The organism is Moritella sp. PE36, from assembly GCF_000170855.1.
Lineage (GTDB): Bacteria > Pseudomonadota > Gammaproteobacteria > Enterobacterales > Moritellaceae > Moritella.
The window spans coordinates 1-15,728 of record NZ_ABCQ01000001.1 but is presented as its reverse complement, the minus strand read 5'-3'; the positions used below and the strand labels follow the sequence as shown (position 1 = coordinate 15,728).

Genomic DNA, 15,728 nt, shown 5'->3' with positions numbered 1-15,728 from the left:
GTTAATTGATTAATTGTAAGGCAATATATATTTATGACAACAAGCAGCAATTTTAATGTAAATGATTTTTTAGACACTAATGAGAATCCACACTCATATTACAATATATTACCTAGTAGTTTTGAAAAAAAATATGACTTTATATTTAATGATATTGATTTTAATTTAGCTCTAAATGAATTTTTGAAATCCTCGGTAGAGGAAATTGAATTTTATAATATTGATTATATTCTCGTGTGCTTACTTAATTTAAAAAATGAATTAATTAATGATAGCTTGCTTCATAGTGTTGCTGAAAAAGCCTCAGAGATTTATTCATCTCTGCTAAACAAAGGTGAAAACACCAGAAGTTTTAGAATGAGATTGCAAAGGCTGAATTATTTCATTCGAGATATACTGTCAAATCATTTGGTTTTTGAGCATTACAATACTGATGTTAAAGGTAGCGATGAACTATTAGATGGATGCTGTCCTTGGGATTCAATTGAAGTAAATAATGAATCACTGACTATATTTTCTGGTTTCAATGGACTCGAAATAAAAAATAAAGAAAATACCAAAAGGTATGATAAAGGCTTATCAACTCAACTAGATTTGTTAAGTGATGGGAAAGTTAGTATTGGCTCATATTATTCTAAAGGCAGTTTTTTATATACAGGATGTAAGATTATTCATATAGATCATGATGAGCCAATTCTTATCGTATTTACGTACCAACAACAAACATATGCTCTAGACAGTAAAGGTCGGTTGTTTTTACTCAATAACGGGGAAGTTTCGTTATTAATATTAGATCTTTCTGAAAGTAGTTTGAATAAAGCTCGAGTTTTTGGTTGTTATATTTATTTTTTTGATTGGTCGAAGCCTTATAAAGGAGGTCGGCTAAATCTTGATACAATGAAAATAGAATATTTTAATACTAGTCCAGTTATTATTTCAAATGATATATGCGTTTGTGATGACTTTTTATATATTATTGATAAACAGAAAGGAAGTGTTTTTAAGTTTGATCAAAAATTTAAATATATAGAGTCAAAATTAGATTTTGGCATTGGTGATATGCAATTATATGACCCAATAAGTATTAGGATTAGGCAGGATAAACTCTCTATTATTAGTTGGGTGAATGCTAAGCAAACAATGACAAGTATATTTTAGGTAAAACATGAAAGTTTTAACAGTATGTTATGGTGGTGGTCATGCCACAATGGTTATCCCAGTTGTAAAAAAACTCTTAGAAAAAGGCATTGATGTATCTTCTTTAGCTTTAACTACATCAATTAGAAACTTCGAACGGGAAGGCATATCATATAATAAGGTCATCGATTATGTGAATATGCGTTGTCCAAAAATATTACGCTATGGTGAATTCCTCTCCAGTAAGCATCATACAGATGGCAAGGGAATTACAATTGAAGACTCGATTGCGTATCTAGGAACATCTTTAAATGAATTGGTTAAAAGTGTTGGGGAAGATGCCGCATTAGAAGAATATGAAAAAAAAGGTTTAAATGCATTCAATGCCGTCCAATTTATGGAGAGAGTAATAGATATTGAACGTCCAGATATTGTTGTAACTACTTCTTCACCTCGAATGGAAAAAGCAGCGCTTCAGGCTGCCTATAAAAAAGGAATACCTAGTATATGTATGGTAGACCTCTTTGCTCTGATGGAGGTAGAGTGGCTTAAAAACCATAATAATGGTGATGTTTTGGCTGTATTTAGTGAGCCTGTTAAAAATAGGTTAGTATCTGCAGGTCGTTTATCTAGCTCCGTTTTTGTAACGGGTAATCCAGCTTTTGATGTTTTGGCTGATCCACTTATTCATTTGAATGGGAAAGAATATAGAAAAAATAAAGAAATCTCTGAAGATGAGTTTGTTGTTTTTTGGGCTGAGCAGCCAGAACCGGGAAATCCTAATCTACCTCGAGAAATTAGAGCGTTGCTAAGTAGAATATGTGAAAATTTAGGCATCACTTTTATTATTAGATTGCACCCGTCAAGCACTGATATAACAAAAGAAAAATTGCCTGACTACGCATTAAATAGTGATTTTTCTGAAAGTTTACAAAGTGTAATATCAGCTTCAGATCTAATCATCACATTGACTTCTACAGTTGCAATGGAAGGCCTTCTTTTAGATAAGGATGTACTTATTTTAGAAATGTCAGCTTATTCTCATCTCGTTGACTACAGTGAAGATATTGGAGCTATGAAGCTAAATGATAAGCAAGATATTGAAAAAGCGATAGTAAGCTTTATATATGATAATAAGTTAAAAAATAAAATGAAGACTAAAAGAAAAAATCTTCCTACTGCTGGAATGGCGACTAATAAAATTGTGGATTTGATTTTGAAAATGGGAAGTGTAGATGACATTAAATAATTATTTAAATAAAGGCTCTCCAAATAGACTGTTCCTTTTTATTTTATTTGGTTTTACATTATTGCCTATGGTTCCTATTTGGACATCATGTATTTTCTTTCTAAGTCTAATGATTGTTAATCAAAACTTTTGTATATTTAGTCGTGTGAACTCACATCTAAAAGTAGTTAATGCAACTCAAGTCATATTACTTTTATTTGTTTTAATTAATACTTTATACGTTTTTTTTGTCCATCCAAAACAATTAGCGTTTGCTTTTTTTAACATAAATGGTATTTCTTTTGAATTGATACCGAGTGTTGTCTTGGTGACGATATTGCTAATTCAATTTATATTATTAGTATCTATAGTTATAAAATTAGCGGATCGTAAATTTAAGTTTTTTATTTCTGGTTTTATCTTGTTTACTTTTATCTTAGTCAGCAAGCTTTTATTTGGTTCAATGATTTCTGATGATGTATACATTGATATCTTTGATGGTGTATCCCGTTGGCTTGTTTATTTGAATTTATTTTTATGTTGTTTAATTATTTTACTTAGAGGTTTTGGTGACCATTTCATATTGAAAGTAATAACACTTTCAGTTTTAACACAATCAATAATTATTTGTGCACAACATTTCTTTGGTGATTATTCATATATAAAAGAGAGTGTTAACTATAGTGAATATTTCTATAGAGTGAAAGGGACTTATTTTTATCATGCATCTGCATCTATGTTTATTGGATTAGGTTTTTTTATAACACTGTATAATTTTAGATCTATTTCAAATGTTTATGGTTGGTTGATCCCTGTAGTTGTATTATTAGCTCTTTATCTTAATAGTACTAGAGCTATTAGTTTAGCTATGACTTGTTCTTCATTCTTGGCTTTTTTTCTTATTATGTTCGATGGGATTAAACATAAAGATGAAAAGTTTAAATTTAAATTTGAAGTCGTAGTTCTTTTAATATCAATGCTGGTGTTTTCTTTAAGTATTTTCTATGAAAAAAATAACCAAGGTGCAGTTAAGACTGAAGCAGTCGGCATAGAAGAAATGGCAGAGTCTAATTCTGCAAGAATGGAACTATTAAGCTCCATTGTAAGTGGTTTAGATGATAATGTTTTTCTCGGCCAAGGCATGGGCGGTGTAAAGGTTGAATTGAATGGGAATAACTTAGGTGGAGAATTGGAAACATATTCATCTCATTCTATTTTTGTAGATGTTTTTTTAGCTACAGGCATATTAGGTGGTTCTCTTTTTCTATTTTTTTATTTGGCGCCTCTGTTCATTTTATTCATCTTGGTCTGTAGGAGAAGATTTTTTAATATAAAAAGTGTTTATTTACTTTCAACTCTCACGTATTTCTTTATTACTGGTTTTTTCTTTCCTCAAGAAAGAAATATGACAATTATGTTTAGTATGATTCTAGTTTTAATTACGATGTATGATTTATATCATAATGAAAAAAAATGGCGTTAATGTGAAAATTATCAAAAAATATATATATTTAGTTATTATTTTTATCTCTGTGCTGTGGTCATTACTTACAAGTGCTAGCTATTTAATGCCCGCAACTGAATTCTTCTTTAGATATTTATATAATAATCCGAACCAAGAGGATAATGTTGAAGTCGTTTATGTGAATTCTCCTCGTATCGTGCAGTTGTTGAATTTTTATGTGGCTGTTTTTAATGTGCAAAGAGTGGATATAACAAAATTAGACGGTGTCAATCAAATAGACAAAAAAGGTAACTATTGGTTGGTCTGGGATAAGAAATATGATTCTGAGTATGACGACGTTAGGGATAAATTCGGCTTTGCTTATTCGAAAGGGTATCGAACAGAGCCGAGTTTTAATGTTTCTAATAGAGCTTATGTTCTACACAACTTCCAGTCTGTAGTTGCATTTATTAGATATGGTGAATTTGAAATTTTAAAGCCTTTAGAGGAACTTGCGGTTGTAGACCATAATGTGATTAAAAATAAAGGGACCTTAACTACAAGCATTGTCGCTGATTTTAATGGTGAAATATCTAGATTAGATACAATCCAAATTTATTTTCCAGCTAAATCTGAGTACGACGTAAATGTAAAAGGTATATATGCCGATGATGAAGTATTTAATATCTCTAAATTTTTTAGTTTTAATAAAGATGCTACAGCATCGTTATCTATTAATAATGAACGGTTATTATCTGGTCTTAATATATCAATAACCTCTAAAGTAGAAGAACCTCAATATAAAATATATATAGGTCAATTGAGTTATCCTGATGTGACTTATGGAACAAAGGTGCTGATTAATGGTCGAGTATCAAACTATTTGACTGACGATAGATTGAGCTCAACCAATATTTTTGATCCTTCTATAGTGAATGAAATTTTAATAAATGATGAAAACTATGGAAAATATAGTTCTGATGACACGCCTATTGCTTCATATAGCTTTTCTTCGATAGCCTACCGAGACTTTGTTGGCAGTAATAGTTTTTCTTGGTCACTATATGGAAGTTATGATGGATTAGAGTGGCAGTTGATGGATGAACGTACTAGTGAAAAAGTATCTATATCTCCCGAGTATTCTACATATTTCGTAAAGAGGCCAAACAGATTTTCGTATTACAAATTTATTTTTGATACTCAGAAGGAAAAGTTTGGTCTGTCCGAAATTAAACTGACACCAATAAAAATGACGTATAAGAATAGACAATAGCAAGAACGAATAAAACTCATACATACATGTACTGTTGTCTTTTATTTTGCTGATTACCACTAATGCTCAGCCCTCGTAAACTATACTTAAATAAGTGTAGTGATGAGGTTTAGGTCATGGCTAGAAATAAAATACAGTTTCAAAAAGGCATTTCGATTCATCAACTTATTGAAAAATACGGCACTGAAATTCAGTGCCACAATAACTTATTCGATATGCGTTGGCCAAGGTCACAGCTTATTCGAGATGGTGACATTGCACTGTGTTATGCAGTCTGCGAATTCCTACTTAAATAAGCAAATTGACCTATTACCTTCCTTGGAACATCACTTTAAAATTAACGCTTAATTTGCTTTCTAAGGACGGAAACAATGCGTATTTTACATCACGGCGCGGTTAATGGTGTGACTGGCTCTTGCCATCAACTGTACATGGACGACTATAACTCAGTATTAATTGATTGCGGGTTATTCCAAGGTACTGAAGCCGCGGGTCACAACAATAAAGACCAACTCTCCATTGAATCTAATGTCCGCACTGTGAAAACGCTCACCCTACCGTGCATATACCTTAATTATAGAAAGCACCTATGGCGATAAAAGGCATGAACACCGCAACCAACGTAGCCAAACGTTATGGAAAGACACGAAATTATCGTCGATTCGCCGATGGCCGCTAATTTCACCAATAAATACCGTGACTCTAAGGGACTTTGGGATAAAGAAGCGTTAGGCAAACTCAAGGACGGCCGCCACCCATTTAATTTTGATCAGCTTTATACCCTCGACAGTCATCAAGACCATCTGAATTTTTACCCGATGCCAAAGCCGACGTTATTTTTGTCGGTTATCAAGCGTAAGGTACCCCTGGTCGTGATATTCAGCAATACAGTCCGACTGGTGGTTATGTTGCTAAAGCTGTGTTGGCTGAGACATTACGCTATATGGTTGAAGGTGTCGCAATCATCATTCCACACAACTGAAAAAAGCCAGCTTTAGATATATGCTAAAAAATAACCTAGTTGGCATTGGTTATGCTACGTATTGAGAGATATTTACTGATGAGTGTTGAGAAAATAACACTATAATGGTAACTTATTCCGCTATTTTTAAAGATAAAATGCTATTATTACCCGTTTTAGACTAGGGCTTAATTGATAGGATTCATTTATTTGTTATTAACAAATTCATTATCATTCATAGACCCTATTTTCACTAGGAAATTCATGCAAGTGCAGCGTATATTACGGATATTTGACTTATCAAAACCGATAAAAATTAGCATTAAATTAACATTTGATTTCTGCTGTTTATTATTTTGCTTTTGGGCCGCTTTTTTTACCCGTACTGATGCCAGTGCTGAATTTTATGATCCCATATATTGGCTGTGGGTCACGGGCATTGCACTATGCTCATTATGTTATTTTGTCCGCGTTGGTATGTATAAGGTGGTTTTTCGCTATATTGGTGGTGGTTTTATCCGCACTATAGTACAAGCTATCTTGGCCGCTGCGTTATTCCTTGTGTTAGGTTTTTACATTAATGGCTTGATGTTACCACGTTCACTACCATTTATTTATATCGCTTATTCAATGCTTATTATCGGTGGTTCTCGCCTATTATACCGTAACTTATTTAATGATCTGACCACGTTTAAACGTGGTGTTCCGATCATTATTTATGGCGTTGGCGGGGCCGGCCGACAATTGCACTCGGCTCTCGCATACAGTAAAGAATTTAGACCTGTGGCTTTTATTGATGATAATCAACAACTGCATGGAAAAACGGTGAATGGTTTAAATGTATTCGCGCTATCAGAGTTAAATGAGTTAATTGATAATTATGATGTTGAAAAAATATTATTAGCGATACCGAGTGCGACATCGGGTGAACGCCAAAAAGTATTAACAGCACTAGAAAAATTTGAGATTAAAGTATTAACAGTGCCTGGCATGGCTGACCTTGTTAATGGTGAATATCAGATTGATCAGATAAAACAAGTTGATATAGCTGATTTACTTGGTCGAGATTCCGTGCAAGCCGATCCTGCACTAATGAGTGAAAATATTAAAGATAAAGTGGTAATGGTTACTGGCGCCGGTGGTTCGATTGGTTCTGAGCTTTGCCGCCAAATTCTATTACAAAAACCTGCAAAATTAATCGTTTTTGATGCCTCTGAATTTAATTTATATTCCATTGAAAAGGAGCTTCGAGAGACGATATTACGGGCTAACTTAGAGGTCGAACTTTATCCTTTACTGGGGTCTGTCCAACTTGAATCACGATTAGTTTCGATTATGCAAGCATTCAGAGTAGAGACAATTTATCATGCCGCTGCATATAAGCATGTCCCACTAGTTGAATATAACGTCAGTGAAGGTGTTTGTAATAACGTGTTTGGGACTTTAAATACAGCGCGAGCCGCTATTCGTGCTGGAGTGAGTGATTTTGTATTGATTTCGACCGATAAAGCGGTCCGCCCGACAAATGTTATGGGGGCAAGTAAACGTATGGCTGAGCTCGTATTACAAGCGCTGGCTAAAGAGCAAAGTAACACCCGTTTTTGTATGGTTAGATTTGGTAATGTACTTGGATCTTCTGGATCTGTGGTACCTTTATTCAAAAAACAAATTCAAGCGGGTGGTCCTATCACATTAACAGACAAAGACATTATTCGTTATTTTATGACCATACCTGAGGCTGCACAGTTAGTTATTCAGGCGGGGTCGATGGGTCAAGGTGGCGATGTATTTGTACTGGATATGGGCGAGCCAATTAAAATATATGATCTTGCCACTAAAATGATTCACCTAAGTGGTTATTCGATTAAAGATGATAACAATAAACACGGCGATATCGAAATTACGGTGACAGGTCTACGACCTGGTGAAAAATTGTATGAAGAATTATTGATTGGCGATAATGTCGCTAAAACGAGTCATCAGCGGATCATGACCGCCCACGAAGAATGCCTCTCGTGGTCTGAAATAGAAGTGGTATTAGCTAAATTGGAAGCGGCTTGCTTTGATTTCGATAATCAAGCTATTCGTGGCGTACTGCTTTCGGCACCTACGGGTTTTAAGCCTAAAGATGGTATATGCGATTTGGTTTGGTTAGAAAATCAAAAATAAAACCCTTAATAATATAATGAAAAGAATAGTGTTATGCGTAATTTATTAGTATCTAGTTTATTTGTTTCTGTCGGGCTTTTTATTGGTCGCTTGTCTGGTTTTGTACGAGAAACCTTTATTGCTTCTAACTTTGGCGCGTCCGAGCAAACAGATTTGATCATCGTGTTTCTGTCAACCCCTGATATATTAGTTAATTTATTGGTTGGTGGTGCGCTTGGTATGGCGTTAATACCAGAGTTCAAACGCTTAGATAAAGGCGCTGCTAAAGTACTTTATCAACAGGTGATGATGTTATTGCTCGGTATTTTTTGCTTATTCAGTATATGTGCTTATTTCTTTGCAAGTGATATTTTGAATGGATTTGCACCAGGATTAAGTAATACGACAATCCAACAATATAGTAGCGCCTTTGCTGTTACTTTTATAGCTGTCCCTTTGACCGTATCCGCAGGGATCACTACCGCATTTTTACACTATAATGGTAAATTTCTGATCCCAGCATTAGGTACTTTAATCTTTAATTTAGTGTTAATCGCTAGCTTATATTTAACGAGCTTGTTTGATGCAGAATATATATTGTTCGTTATTTCTATTGGGGTTTGTGTCGCAGCGTTAGTACGATGGGGTAGTCAAGTCATCAATTCTCGGGTTATGCCTTTTAGTTTCAATATTTTTAACGATAACTTAGTTTCAGGCACTTTACTGAGACGCTATGTTTATGGTGTGCTAACCGGCGGTATTATTTTTCTAATGCCGGTAGTTACTCGTGCGATTGCTTCTGAAGGTGGGCCAGGGGAATTATCGTTGGTTAACTATGCGATTAAGCTGGTTGAATTTCCGTTGGGCGTGGTTTTAACTGTGTTTGCAATCGTGTTTTTTCCTCGTTTTTCTGGATTATTCGCAGAAGGCAATGAACGTGATTTTTTAACCACACTTAAGCGTGTAATACTCTCTGTTATTGCTATTTCTTTTGCTGTATTTGTACCTTTACAGCATTTTTCTTCTTCCGTTGTAACGCTTATTTATGACTGGAATCAGTTGAGTCTTGAGCAACTTGATAAGATATCTGCTTATTTTTATAGTGCTATTCGAACGTTACCTTTTCAAGGTGTAAATGCATTATTAATTGCTGTGTTAGCGTCAAGGAAAGATACCTTAAGTGCATTACTTTGTTCAACTTGCTTGGCGATCTTATTTTTCACTGTGGGTTATGGTGTTGTTAGCAATATCGATGAGTTATTTGATTTAATGGTATTAACGTATGGATTACTTAGCTTATCATTATTTTTGATCATTATAATTAAACATAGAGTTAACCTATGTAATCGATGGTTTATTGCTGACTTTATTAAGTTGGTTGCGGCGGCGATGATTTATTACTTGTTACTCTCTCAACTTACATTAGACCACCAAAGCGTATGGTTAGATATGTTGATAGCAAGTATTTCTTGTATTGTATTTTTAGTTGTGTGTGTCTTGATGAGTAAAGATATTCGACAATTAATTAAGTTTAAAAAAGGGTAGTAAATGTTTAATTTAATGCTAATTACAAATGATATAGATTTAGCTAAACACGCCGTGGATGCGGGCGTATCAAGAATATTTGTTGATTTAGAAGTGAACGGTAAGTTTGAACGACAAGGCCATTTAGATACCTTGATCAGTAAGCATTCTATGCAAGACGCGCGTAATATCCGTAATGTCATCGCGGATAATGAGTTATTGATCCGTTTAAACCCTTTATATGACGGCTCTGCGCTTGAGGTTGAACAGGCGATTAGCGCGGGTGCAGATTTACTTATGTTGCCGATGTTTAACTCTGCGGATGAAGTAAATACCTTTTGTCGTTTGATCGCTGGTCGCGCAAAATGTATACCGTTAGTGGAAACTGCAGCGGCGGCTTCCTGTTTAGCTGAGGTGGTCAAAGTTGAAGGGGTTAGTGAAATTTATATTGGTTTAAATGATCTGCACTTAGATTTAAAGCTTAACTTCATGTTTGAACCGTTAGCAAATGGTTTACTTGAGTCCTTGATTACCATCGTGAAACAAGCCTGTTTACCGTTTGGTTTTGGTGGCTTGGCTCGAATTGGCGAAGGGGATTTACCTGCAGAATTGATTTTAGCCGAGCATGTTCGCTTAGGTTCTTCTTGTGTTATTTTATCGCGCGCTTTTCACCGCAAAAGTGAATCATTAATAGCGTTAAAAAGCGTGATGAACCTAGAGACTGAGGTGAAAAAAATTCTCGATACTCGCACTCAATTATTACAGCGAAATGCCACTGAACAGTTAGCAGATAAGACTAAAGTTGTTGATATAATTAATCGCATAGTAATGAGTAAAGCATAATGAAAAGACTTTTTGATATATTATCCTCCCTAGTTGTACTGCTGTGTGTTTTGCCACTGTTTTTGATTGTTGCAATCATTATCGCCTTTGATAACTTCGGGCCTGTTTTTTATACCCAAAAGCGTATTGGCTTAAATGGCAAAGAGTTTGCGATGTATAAATTTCGTAGTATGCGCGTTGATGCGGATAAAATTGGACCTTACTTTACTTCTACCAACGATCCTCGAATCACCCGTGCTGGTAGATGGTTGAGACGAACGAGTATTGATGAACTACCACAGTTACTTAATGTATTGTTAGGTTCGATGAGTGTCGTTGGACCTAGGCCTAATGTCGCACAGCAACAAGAACTCTATACGCCTGAAATGTGGTACAAACGAAATACGGTCAAACCGGGCATTACCGGTTTAGCTCAAGCGACAAAACGTTCTGCTGCGACAGTAGAAGAGCGAGACTCGTTAGATTTGGAATATGTGGATAAGCATAATGTTATGTTTGATTTGAAAATTATTTTTATGACAATAAAGCAAGTCGTAGTAAAAGGCGGTAACTAGTTATGTGTGGTATTTTTGGCTATTTTGACCAACAAGGTCGCAGTTTGACGTCTGCACAATTACAAACCATGGGCGATGTGATTAATTACCGTGGTCCTGATGGCCAAGGTGTATTTTCCGAACCTGGACTTGCTTTAGGTAATCAACGCCTGGCGATTTTAGACGTTGAGCATGGTCAGCAACCATTCGTATCTGACGACAAACAAATTGTAGTGGTACAAAATGGTGAAATATTTAATCATGTTGAGCTAGCGGATGAGCTTAAAGGCAGTAGATTTGAGTGTCAAACGCATTGTGATACCGAAGTCTTATTGCGTTTATATCAACAACACGGTATTGATTTTGTTTCTAAATTAAATGGAATGTTTGCAATTGCGATATGGGATAACAATCAAAAAGCACTTTATTTAATTCGCGATCGAGTCGGCGAAAAACCATTACATTATCATTATGTTGATGAGCGTCTGACATTTGGCTCAGAAATCAAATCAATATTGGCCGCAGGCATCGATAAAAAGTTAGATCATAATGCTTTAGACTCTTTTCTGAGCTTTAATTATGTCGTGCCACCGTCAACCTTATTCAGTGGTGTTAAACATGTTATGCCTGGTACCTATATTAAAGCAACAGCCCAAGGCATTGAAGAAGTACGCTGGTGGGATCTAGCAAGTATTGAATTACAGCAAAAAACAGAAACACAGTGGATTAATGAGTTTAACGACATATTAGACGATGCAGTGCGCATTCGCTTAAGAGCCGATGTTCCGTTCGGCGCCTTTTTATCTGGAGGTGTAGATTCTAGCTCTGTTGTTGGCTTGATGAGTAAACATATGAGTCAACCAGTTAAAACATTTACCATCGGTTTTCATGATGAAAAATTCGATGAATCGCCTTTTGCGGCACTCGCGGCAACTCGTTTTGGCACTGAACATGTGGTTGAAAAAGTCGAGGCTAATTTACTTGACTTATGGCCTAAAGCTACCTATCACTGCGATCAACCCCATGGTGATGTTTCGTTTTTACCCATGTATCGTGTCGCTGAACTTGCTTCTCGTAAAGTAAAAATGGTTTTAACCGGTGATGGAGCTGATGAACTTTTTGCTGGTTATGATAAATATAAATCATTTTTTGCAGATGATTATGCGCAAAGCATGAGTGAGAGTGAGTTTAGAACGCGTTATCTAGATAATATTTCTTTATTTAAACCCGATGCTAAATCGGCACTTTATAGTGAAAACTTAAAGCAGCACGTTGCGAAAGATAATGCTGCTTCTTATGTCGCGCCTTTATTCGTCAAAAGCCAACATATGGATCGCTTAAATCAAGCGCTTTACATAGATACTATGTTGCTATTACCGGGAAATAATTTAGTCAAACCCGATCGTATGGGAATGGCTGTGTCGATAGAAAATAGAGCGCCATTTTTAGATTATCGAATGGTTGAACTCGCATTTTCTATGCCGGGTGAATTGAAATTACAGCAAGGTGAAACTAAGTATATTTATAAAAAAGCCGTCGCAGATCTAATTGGCACAGATTTAACTTATCGTAAGAAGCAGATGTTTACAGTACCTATTTCTGAATGGCTCAAACATGACATGAAAGAGATGGTGCTTGATTTGTTGTTATCTGAAAAAACCATGGCTCGAGAGCTATTTAATAAAGAATATGTATCAACTTTGTACGCTGACCATTGCAATGGTAGTGCCAATAATACACGAGAAATCAGAGCTCTGATGGCTTTGGAAATTTGGTTCAGGGAGTTTAAAGTTTAAAGTTAATCCATTATTAATTTTATTCTTCAAAAATATGAGTAATCATAAATATAGCTCTTATAACTGCAAGAGGTGAGTCTAAAGGCCAGGGTGAGATCGTGAACTTTTTTTGGATAAAACAAGATCAATTCGACGATCTCATTACCTGTGATTTTATACTATCTTTTAAGGGAGTCCAGTATGCACATCGACAATTTCAAAGAACACTTCAAAGCCATTGTTGACCAACGCCAAAGTGCGTACTTCCTGCTATTATGCTACTCGCAGCGGCAGGTGAGGGGGTTATCTCTACATTAGTGAAAGCGCTGCCACAACGTTTTACGCACAGTGATCGTATTCAAAGTTTTGCCACTGAAAAAAGCCAAATGATGATCGCAGAAGGCAAAAGCGATCTTGCAAATTTATTAACGCTATTAGGCTTTGATAATGTTGAAATTAAAAGTGTTGATGAAACCGATGGTTTAAGAATTACATTATCAGATCAACGTATTGTTCATTTACGACCATCAGGTAATGCGCCAGAACTACGTTGTTATGTCGAGGCTGATAGTTATGAAAATTCAAAAGATTGTGTTGAACGTAGTTTAAGATATGTGCAGTCATTATAATGAACCTATCAGATACTATGTTCAAACCTAATATATGCACATTATTAATGAGTGTTTAATCAAATTAAGGATTGGCTAATGTCAATAATTGCTTTCATCCCTGCTAGGGGGGGGTCCAAAGGTGTGCCTCAAAAAAACATCAAGTTATTAGCTGGTAAACCATTAATCGCGTGGAGTATTGAACAGGCTTTAGCTTCAAAGCTGATTGATCGTGTCGTTGTTTCTACTGATTGCCCCGAAATTGCAAAGGTGGCTCAAGCGTACGGTGCTGAGGTGCCTTTTTTAAGGCCAGATTCAATATCAGGAGATAAAGCAACTACAGAGTCTGCAATGCTGCATTGTTGCGATTATTTAGAAGAAAGAAATGAATTACCTGAGCTATTTATACTTGTGCAAGCAACTTCCCCTCTTCGGTCTGAAAATCAATTTGATAATGCGATCTTAGCTTTTAAAAAAAGTAATTATGATAGTTTGTTAACGGTTTCTCGTTCACATCGTTTTACATGGAAAAATTCGTTAAGTCCTTCTGCGTCATATGATTATATGAATCGTCCTCGTCGCCAAGATATAAAAGAAGAAGATCAAGAATATTTGGAAACAGGCTCTTTTTACATTACTAAGACTAAGTTACTAAGACAATCAAAAAATCGGCTCGTCGGGAAGGTTGGAATGTTTGAAGTACCGGAAGATGAAAGTTATGAAATTGATAGTTTAGTCGACTTTAAAGTGTGCGAAGAAATCTTTAAATTAAAAAATAATATAGAGTAAAAAATGTTACTAACTAAAAAAATTCAACAATACATTTGTTTTTCAGAATCTAATCTCATAGATGTTTTAAAGAAAATTAATGAGAATAAAGCCCGCGTTATTTTTGTTGTTTCAGAGCATGGAAAGCTACTAGGAAGTATTTCGGATGGCGATGTTCGACGTTGGCTAACCGAAACTAAAGAGCTTGACTTAAATGTATTTGCTAAAACAGTCATGAACGAAAGCGTTCAAAAGTTTAATGTAGGTACTGATAAGGCGATAATCGATAAAACCTTTGATAATGGAGTTGATTGTGTTCCATTAATTGATGACGCTGGACACTTAGTTCAACTAGCTTTTCAAAAAAAGAGTGGGTTCTTTGTAAAAGATAGAGAAATTTCTGAAGCGTCAGCTAGTTTCATTATTGCAGAGATAGGCAATAATCACCAAGGTGATATCAATTTGGCGAAAGAGTTAGTTGATCATGCTATATCTGCTGGAGTAGACTGCGTTAAGTTTCAAATGCGAAATATGAAAAACCTTTATAAAGACTCTGGTAAAAACGATATATCTGCGGATTTAGGCGCTCAATACACATTAGATTTGTTATCCAAATTCCAATTGTCTAATGATGAACTAATCGAAGTATTTGACTACGCTAAATCAAAAGGTATTTTACCTTTATGTACCCCTTGGGATCTTGAGTCTTTAAAAACACTTGAAAGCTATGGTATGGCAGCTTATAAAGTCGCTTCTGCTGACTTTACAAATTTCGAACTGTTAGAAGCAATCGCTAAAACAGGTAAGCCTTTTTTCTGTTCTACAGGTATGTCAAGTGAAACCGAAATCAAAGAGACGGTAGCATTTTTAGGTGAGCTAGGTGCGAATTTTGTACTGCTTCACTGTAACTCAACCTACCCAACCCCATTTAAAGATGTAAATCTAAAATACATAACAAGATTAAAAGAAATAACTGGCGCCCTTGTTGGTTACTCTGGACATGAACGTGGAATATGCGTTCCAATAGCCTCTATTGCACTTGGTGCAACGGTTATTGAGAAACACCTAACGATTGATACTACATTAGAAGGTACTGACCACAAAGTAAGTTTGCTTCCAAATGAACTCAAGGAAATGGTTAAACAAATACGTCAAGTTGAAGAAGGGCTGGGTTGTGACAAAACACCGAGGGAGATTACTCAGGGTGAACTAATGAATCGTGAAAATTTGGCGAAAAGTTTAGTTGCAATAAGACATATTAAACCAGGTGAGATCATCACTCGAGATATGGTTGAAATTAAAAGCCCTGGACAAGGTCTGCAACCAAATCGTTTAAACGATTTGATAGGAAAAAAAGTAGATAGAGATATTGAACGTGGTGGTTTTTTCTATATGAGTGATATATTAGGTCAGATTAAAAAACGAAATTATCAATTCAATCGTCCATTTGGCGTGCCTGTTCGATATCATGATTTTAGACAAATAT

At 35.4% G+C, this 15,728-nt stretch carries 12 protein-coding genes and 2 pseudogenes; all 14 read left to right on the top strand.

The genetic code is table 11. The annotated features are described in order from the left end of the window. The first annotated feature begins 33 nt into the window (after positions 1-33). Positions 34-1,158, top strand: a complete 1,125-nt coding sequence (locus tag PE36_RS00075; protein WP_006029892.1) for a hypothetical protein — start codon at positions 34-36, stop codon at positions 1,156-1,158. Positions 1,159-1,165: 7 nt separating this feature from the next. Then, complete coding sequence (locus PE36_RS00070) at positions 1,166-2,386, top strand: UDP-N-acetylglucosamine 2-epimerase (RefSeq protein WP_006029891.1); 1,221 nt, start codon at positions 1,166-1,168, stop codon at positions 2,384-2,386. After that, positions 2,373-3,848 (top strand): O-antigen ligase, encoded by a 1,476-nt coding sequence (locus PE36_RS00065; RefSeq protein ID WP_006029890.1) that lies wholly within the window; start codon positions 2,373-2,375, stop codon positions 3,846-3,848. Before PE36_RS00070 ends, PE36_RS00065 begins: the two co-directional genes overlap by 14 nt. A 1-nt stretch (position 3,849) precedes the next feature. Next, complete coding sequence (locus PE36_RS00060) at positions 3,850-5,082, top strand: hypothetical protein (RefSeq protein WP_157517726.1); 1,233 nt, start codon at positions 3,850-3,852, stop codon at positions 5,080-5,082. 116 nt (positions 5,083-5,198) lie between these two features. After that, a pseudogene (locus PE36_RS24315) lies at positions 5,199-5,309 on the top strand (IS1595 family transposase); the annotation flags it as partial. A gap of 144 nt (positions 5,310-5,453) precedes the next feature. Further along, positions 5,454-5,938 (top strand): annotated as a pseudogene (locus PE36_RS23865) (integrator complex subunit 9); the annotation flags it as partial. 369 nt (positions 5,939-6,307) lie between these two features. Then, positions 6,308-8,212 carry a nucleoside-diphosphate sugar epimerase/dehydratase gene (locus tag PE36_RS00040; protein ID WP_006029885.1) on the top strand — a complete coding sequence of 635 codons (1,905 nt, stop codon included), beginning with the start codon at positions 6,308-6,310 and terminating at the stop codon, positions 8,210-8,212. A 33-nt stretch (positions 8,213-8,245) separates the two neighbouring features. Further along, a complete protein-coding gene (locus PE36_RS00035) occupies positions 8,246-9,736 on the top strand; it encodes a lipid II flippase MurJ (RefSeq protein WP_006029884.1) in 1,491 nt (496 codons plus the stop codon). 3 nt (positions 9,737-9,739) lie between these two features. Then, positions 9,740-10,558 carry an aldolase/citrate lyase family protein gene (locus tag PE36_RS00030; protein ID WP_006029883.1) on the top strand — a complete coding sequence of 273 codons (819 nt, stop codon included), beginning with the start codon at positions 9,740-9,742 and terminating at the stop codon, positions 10,556-10,558. Next, on the top strand, positions 10,558-11,112 hold the full coding sequence (locus PE36_RS00025) for a sugar transferase (RefSeq protein ID WP_006029882.1): 555 nt from the start codon (positions 10,558-10,560) through the stop codon (positions 11,110-11,112). Before PE36_RS00030 ends, PE36_RS00025 begins: the two co-directional genes overlap by 1 nt. Positions 11,113-11,114: 2 nt before the next feature. After that, the gene (gene asnB, locus PE36_RS00020) at positions 11,115-12,887 is read left to right on the top strand and encodes an asparagine synthase (glutamine-hydrolyzing) (protein ID WP_006029881.1); all 1,773 of its coding nucleotides are present in this window, start codon (positions 11,115-11,117) and stop codon (positions 12,885-12,887) included. A gap of 254 nt (positions 12,888-13,141) precedes the next feature. Then, entirely contained in the window at positions 13,142-13,495 is a 354-nt protein-coding gene (locus PE36_RS00015; RefSeq protein ID WP_006029880.1) for a phosphomannomutase, read from the top strand. A 78-nt stretch (positions 13,496-13,573) separates the two neighbouring features. Next, on the top strand, positions 13,574-14,263 hold the full coding sequence (locus tag PE36_RS00010) for a cytidylyltransferase domain-containing protein (protein ID WP_043993510.1): 690 nt from the start codon (positions 13,574-13,576) through the stop codon (positions 14,261-14,263). Between the two features lie 3 nt (positions 14,264-14,266). After that, the coding region (locus tag PE36_RS00005) for an N-acetylneuraminate synthase family protein (protein WP_006029878.1) at positions 14,267-15,728 on the top strand (1,462 nt) is incomplete at its 3' end.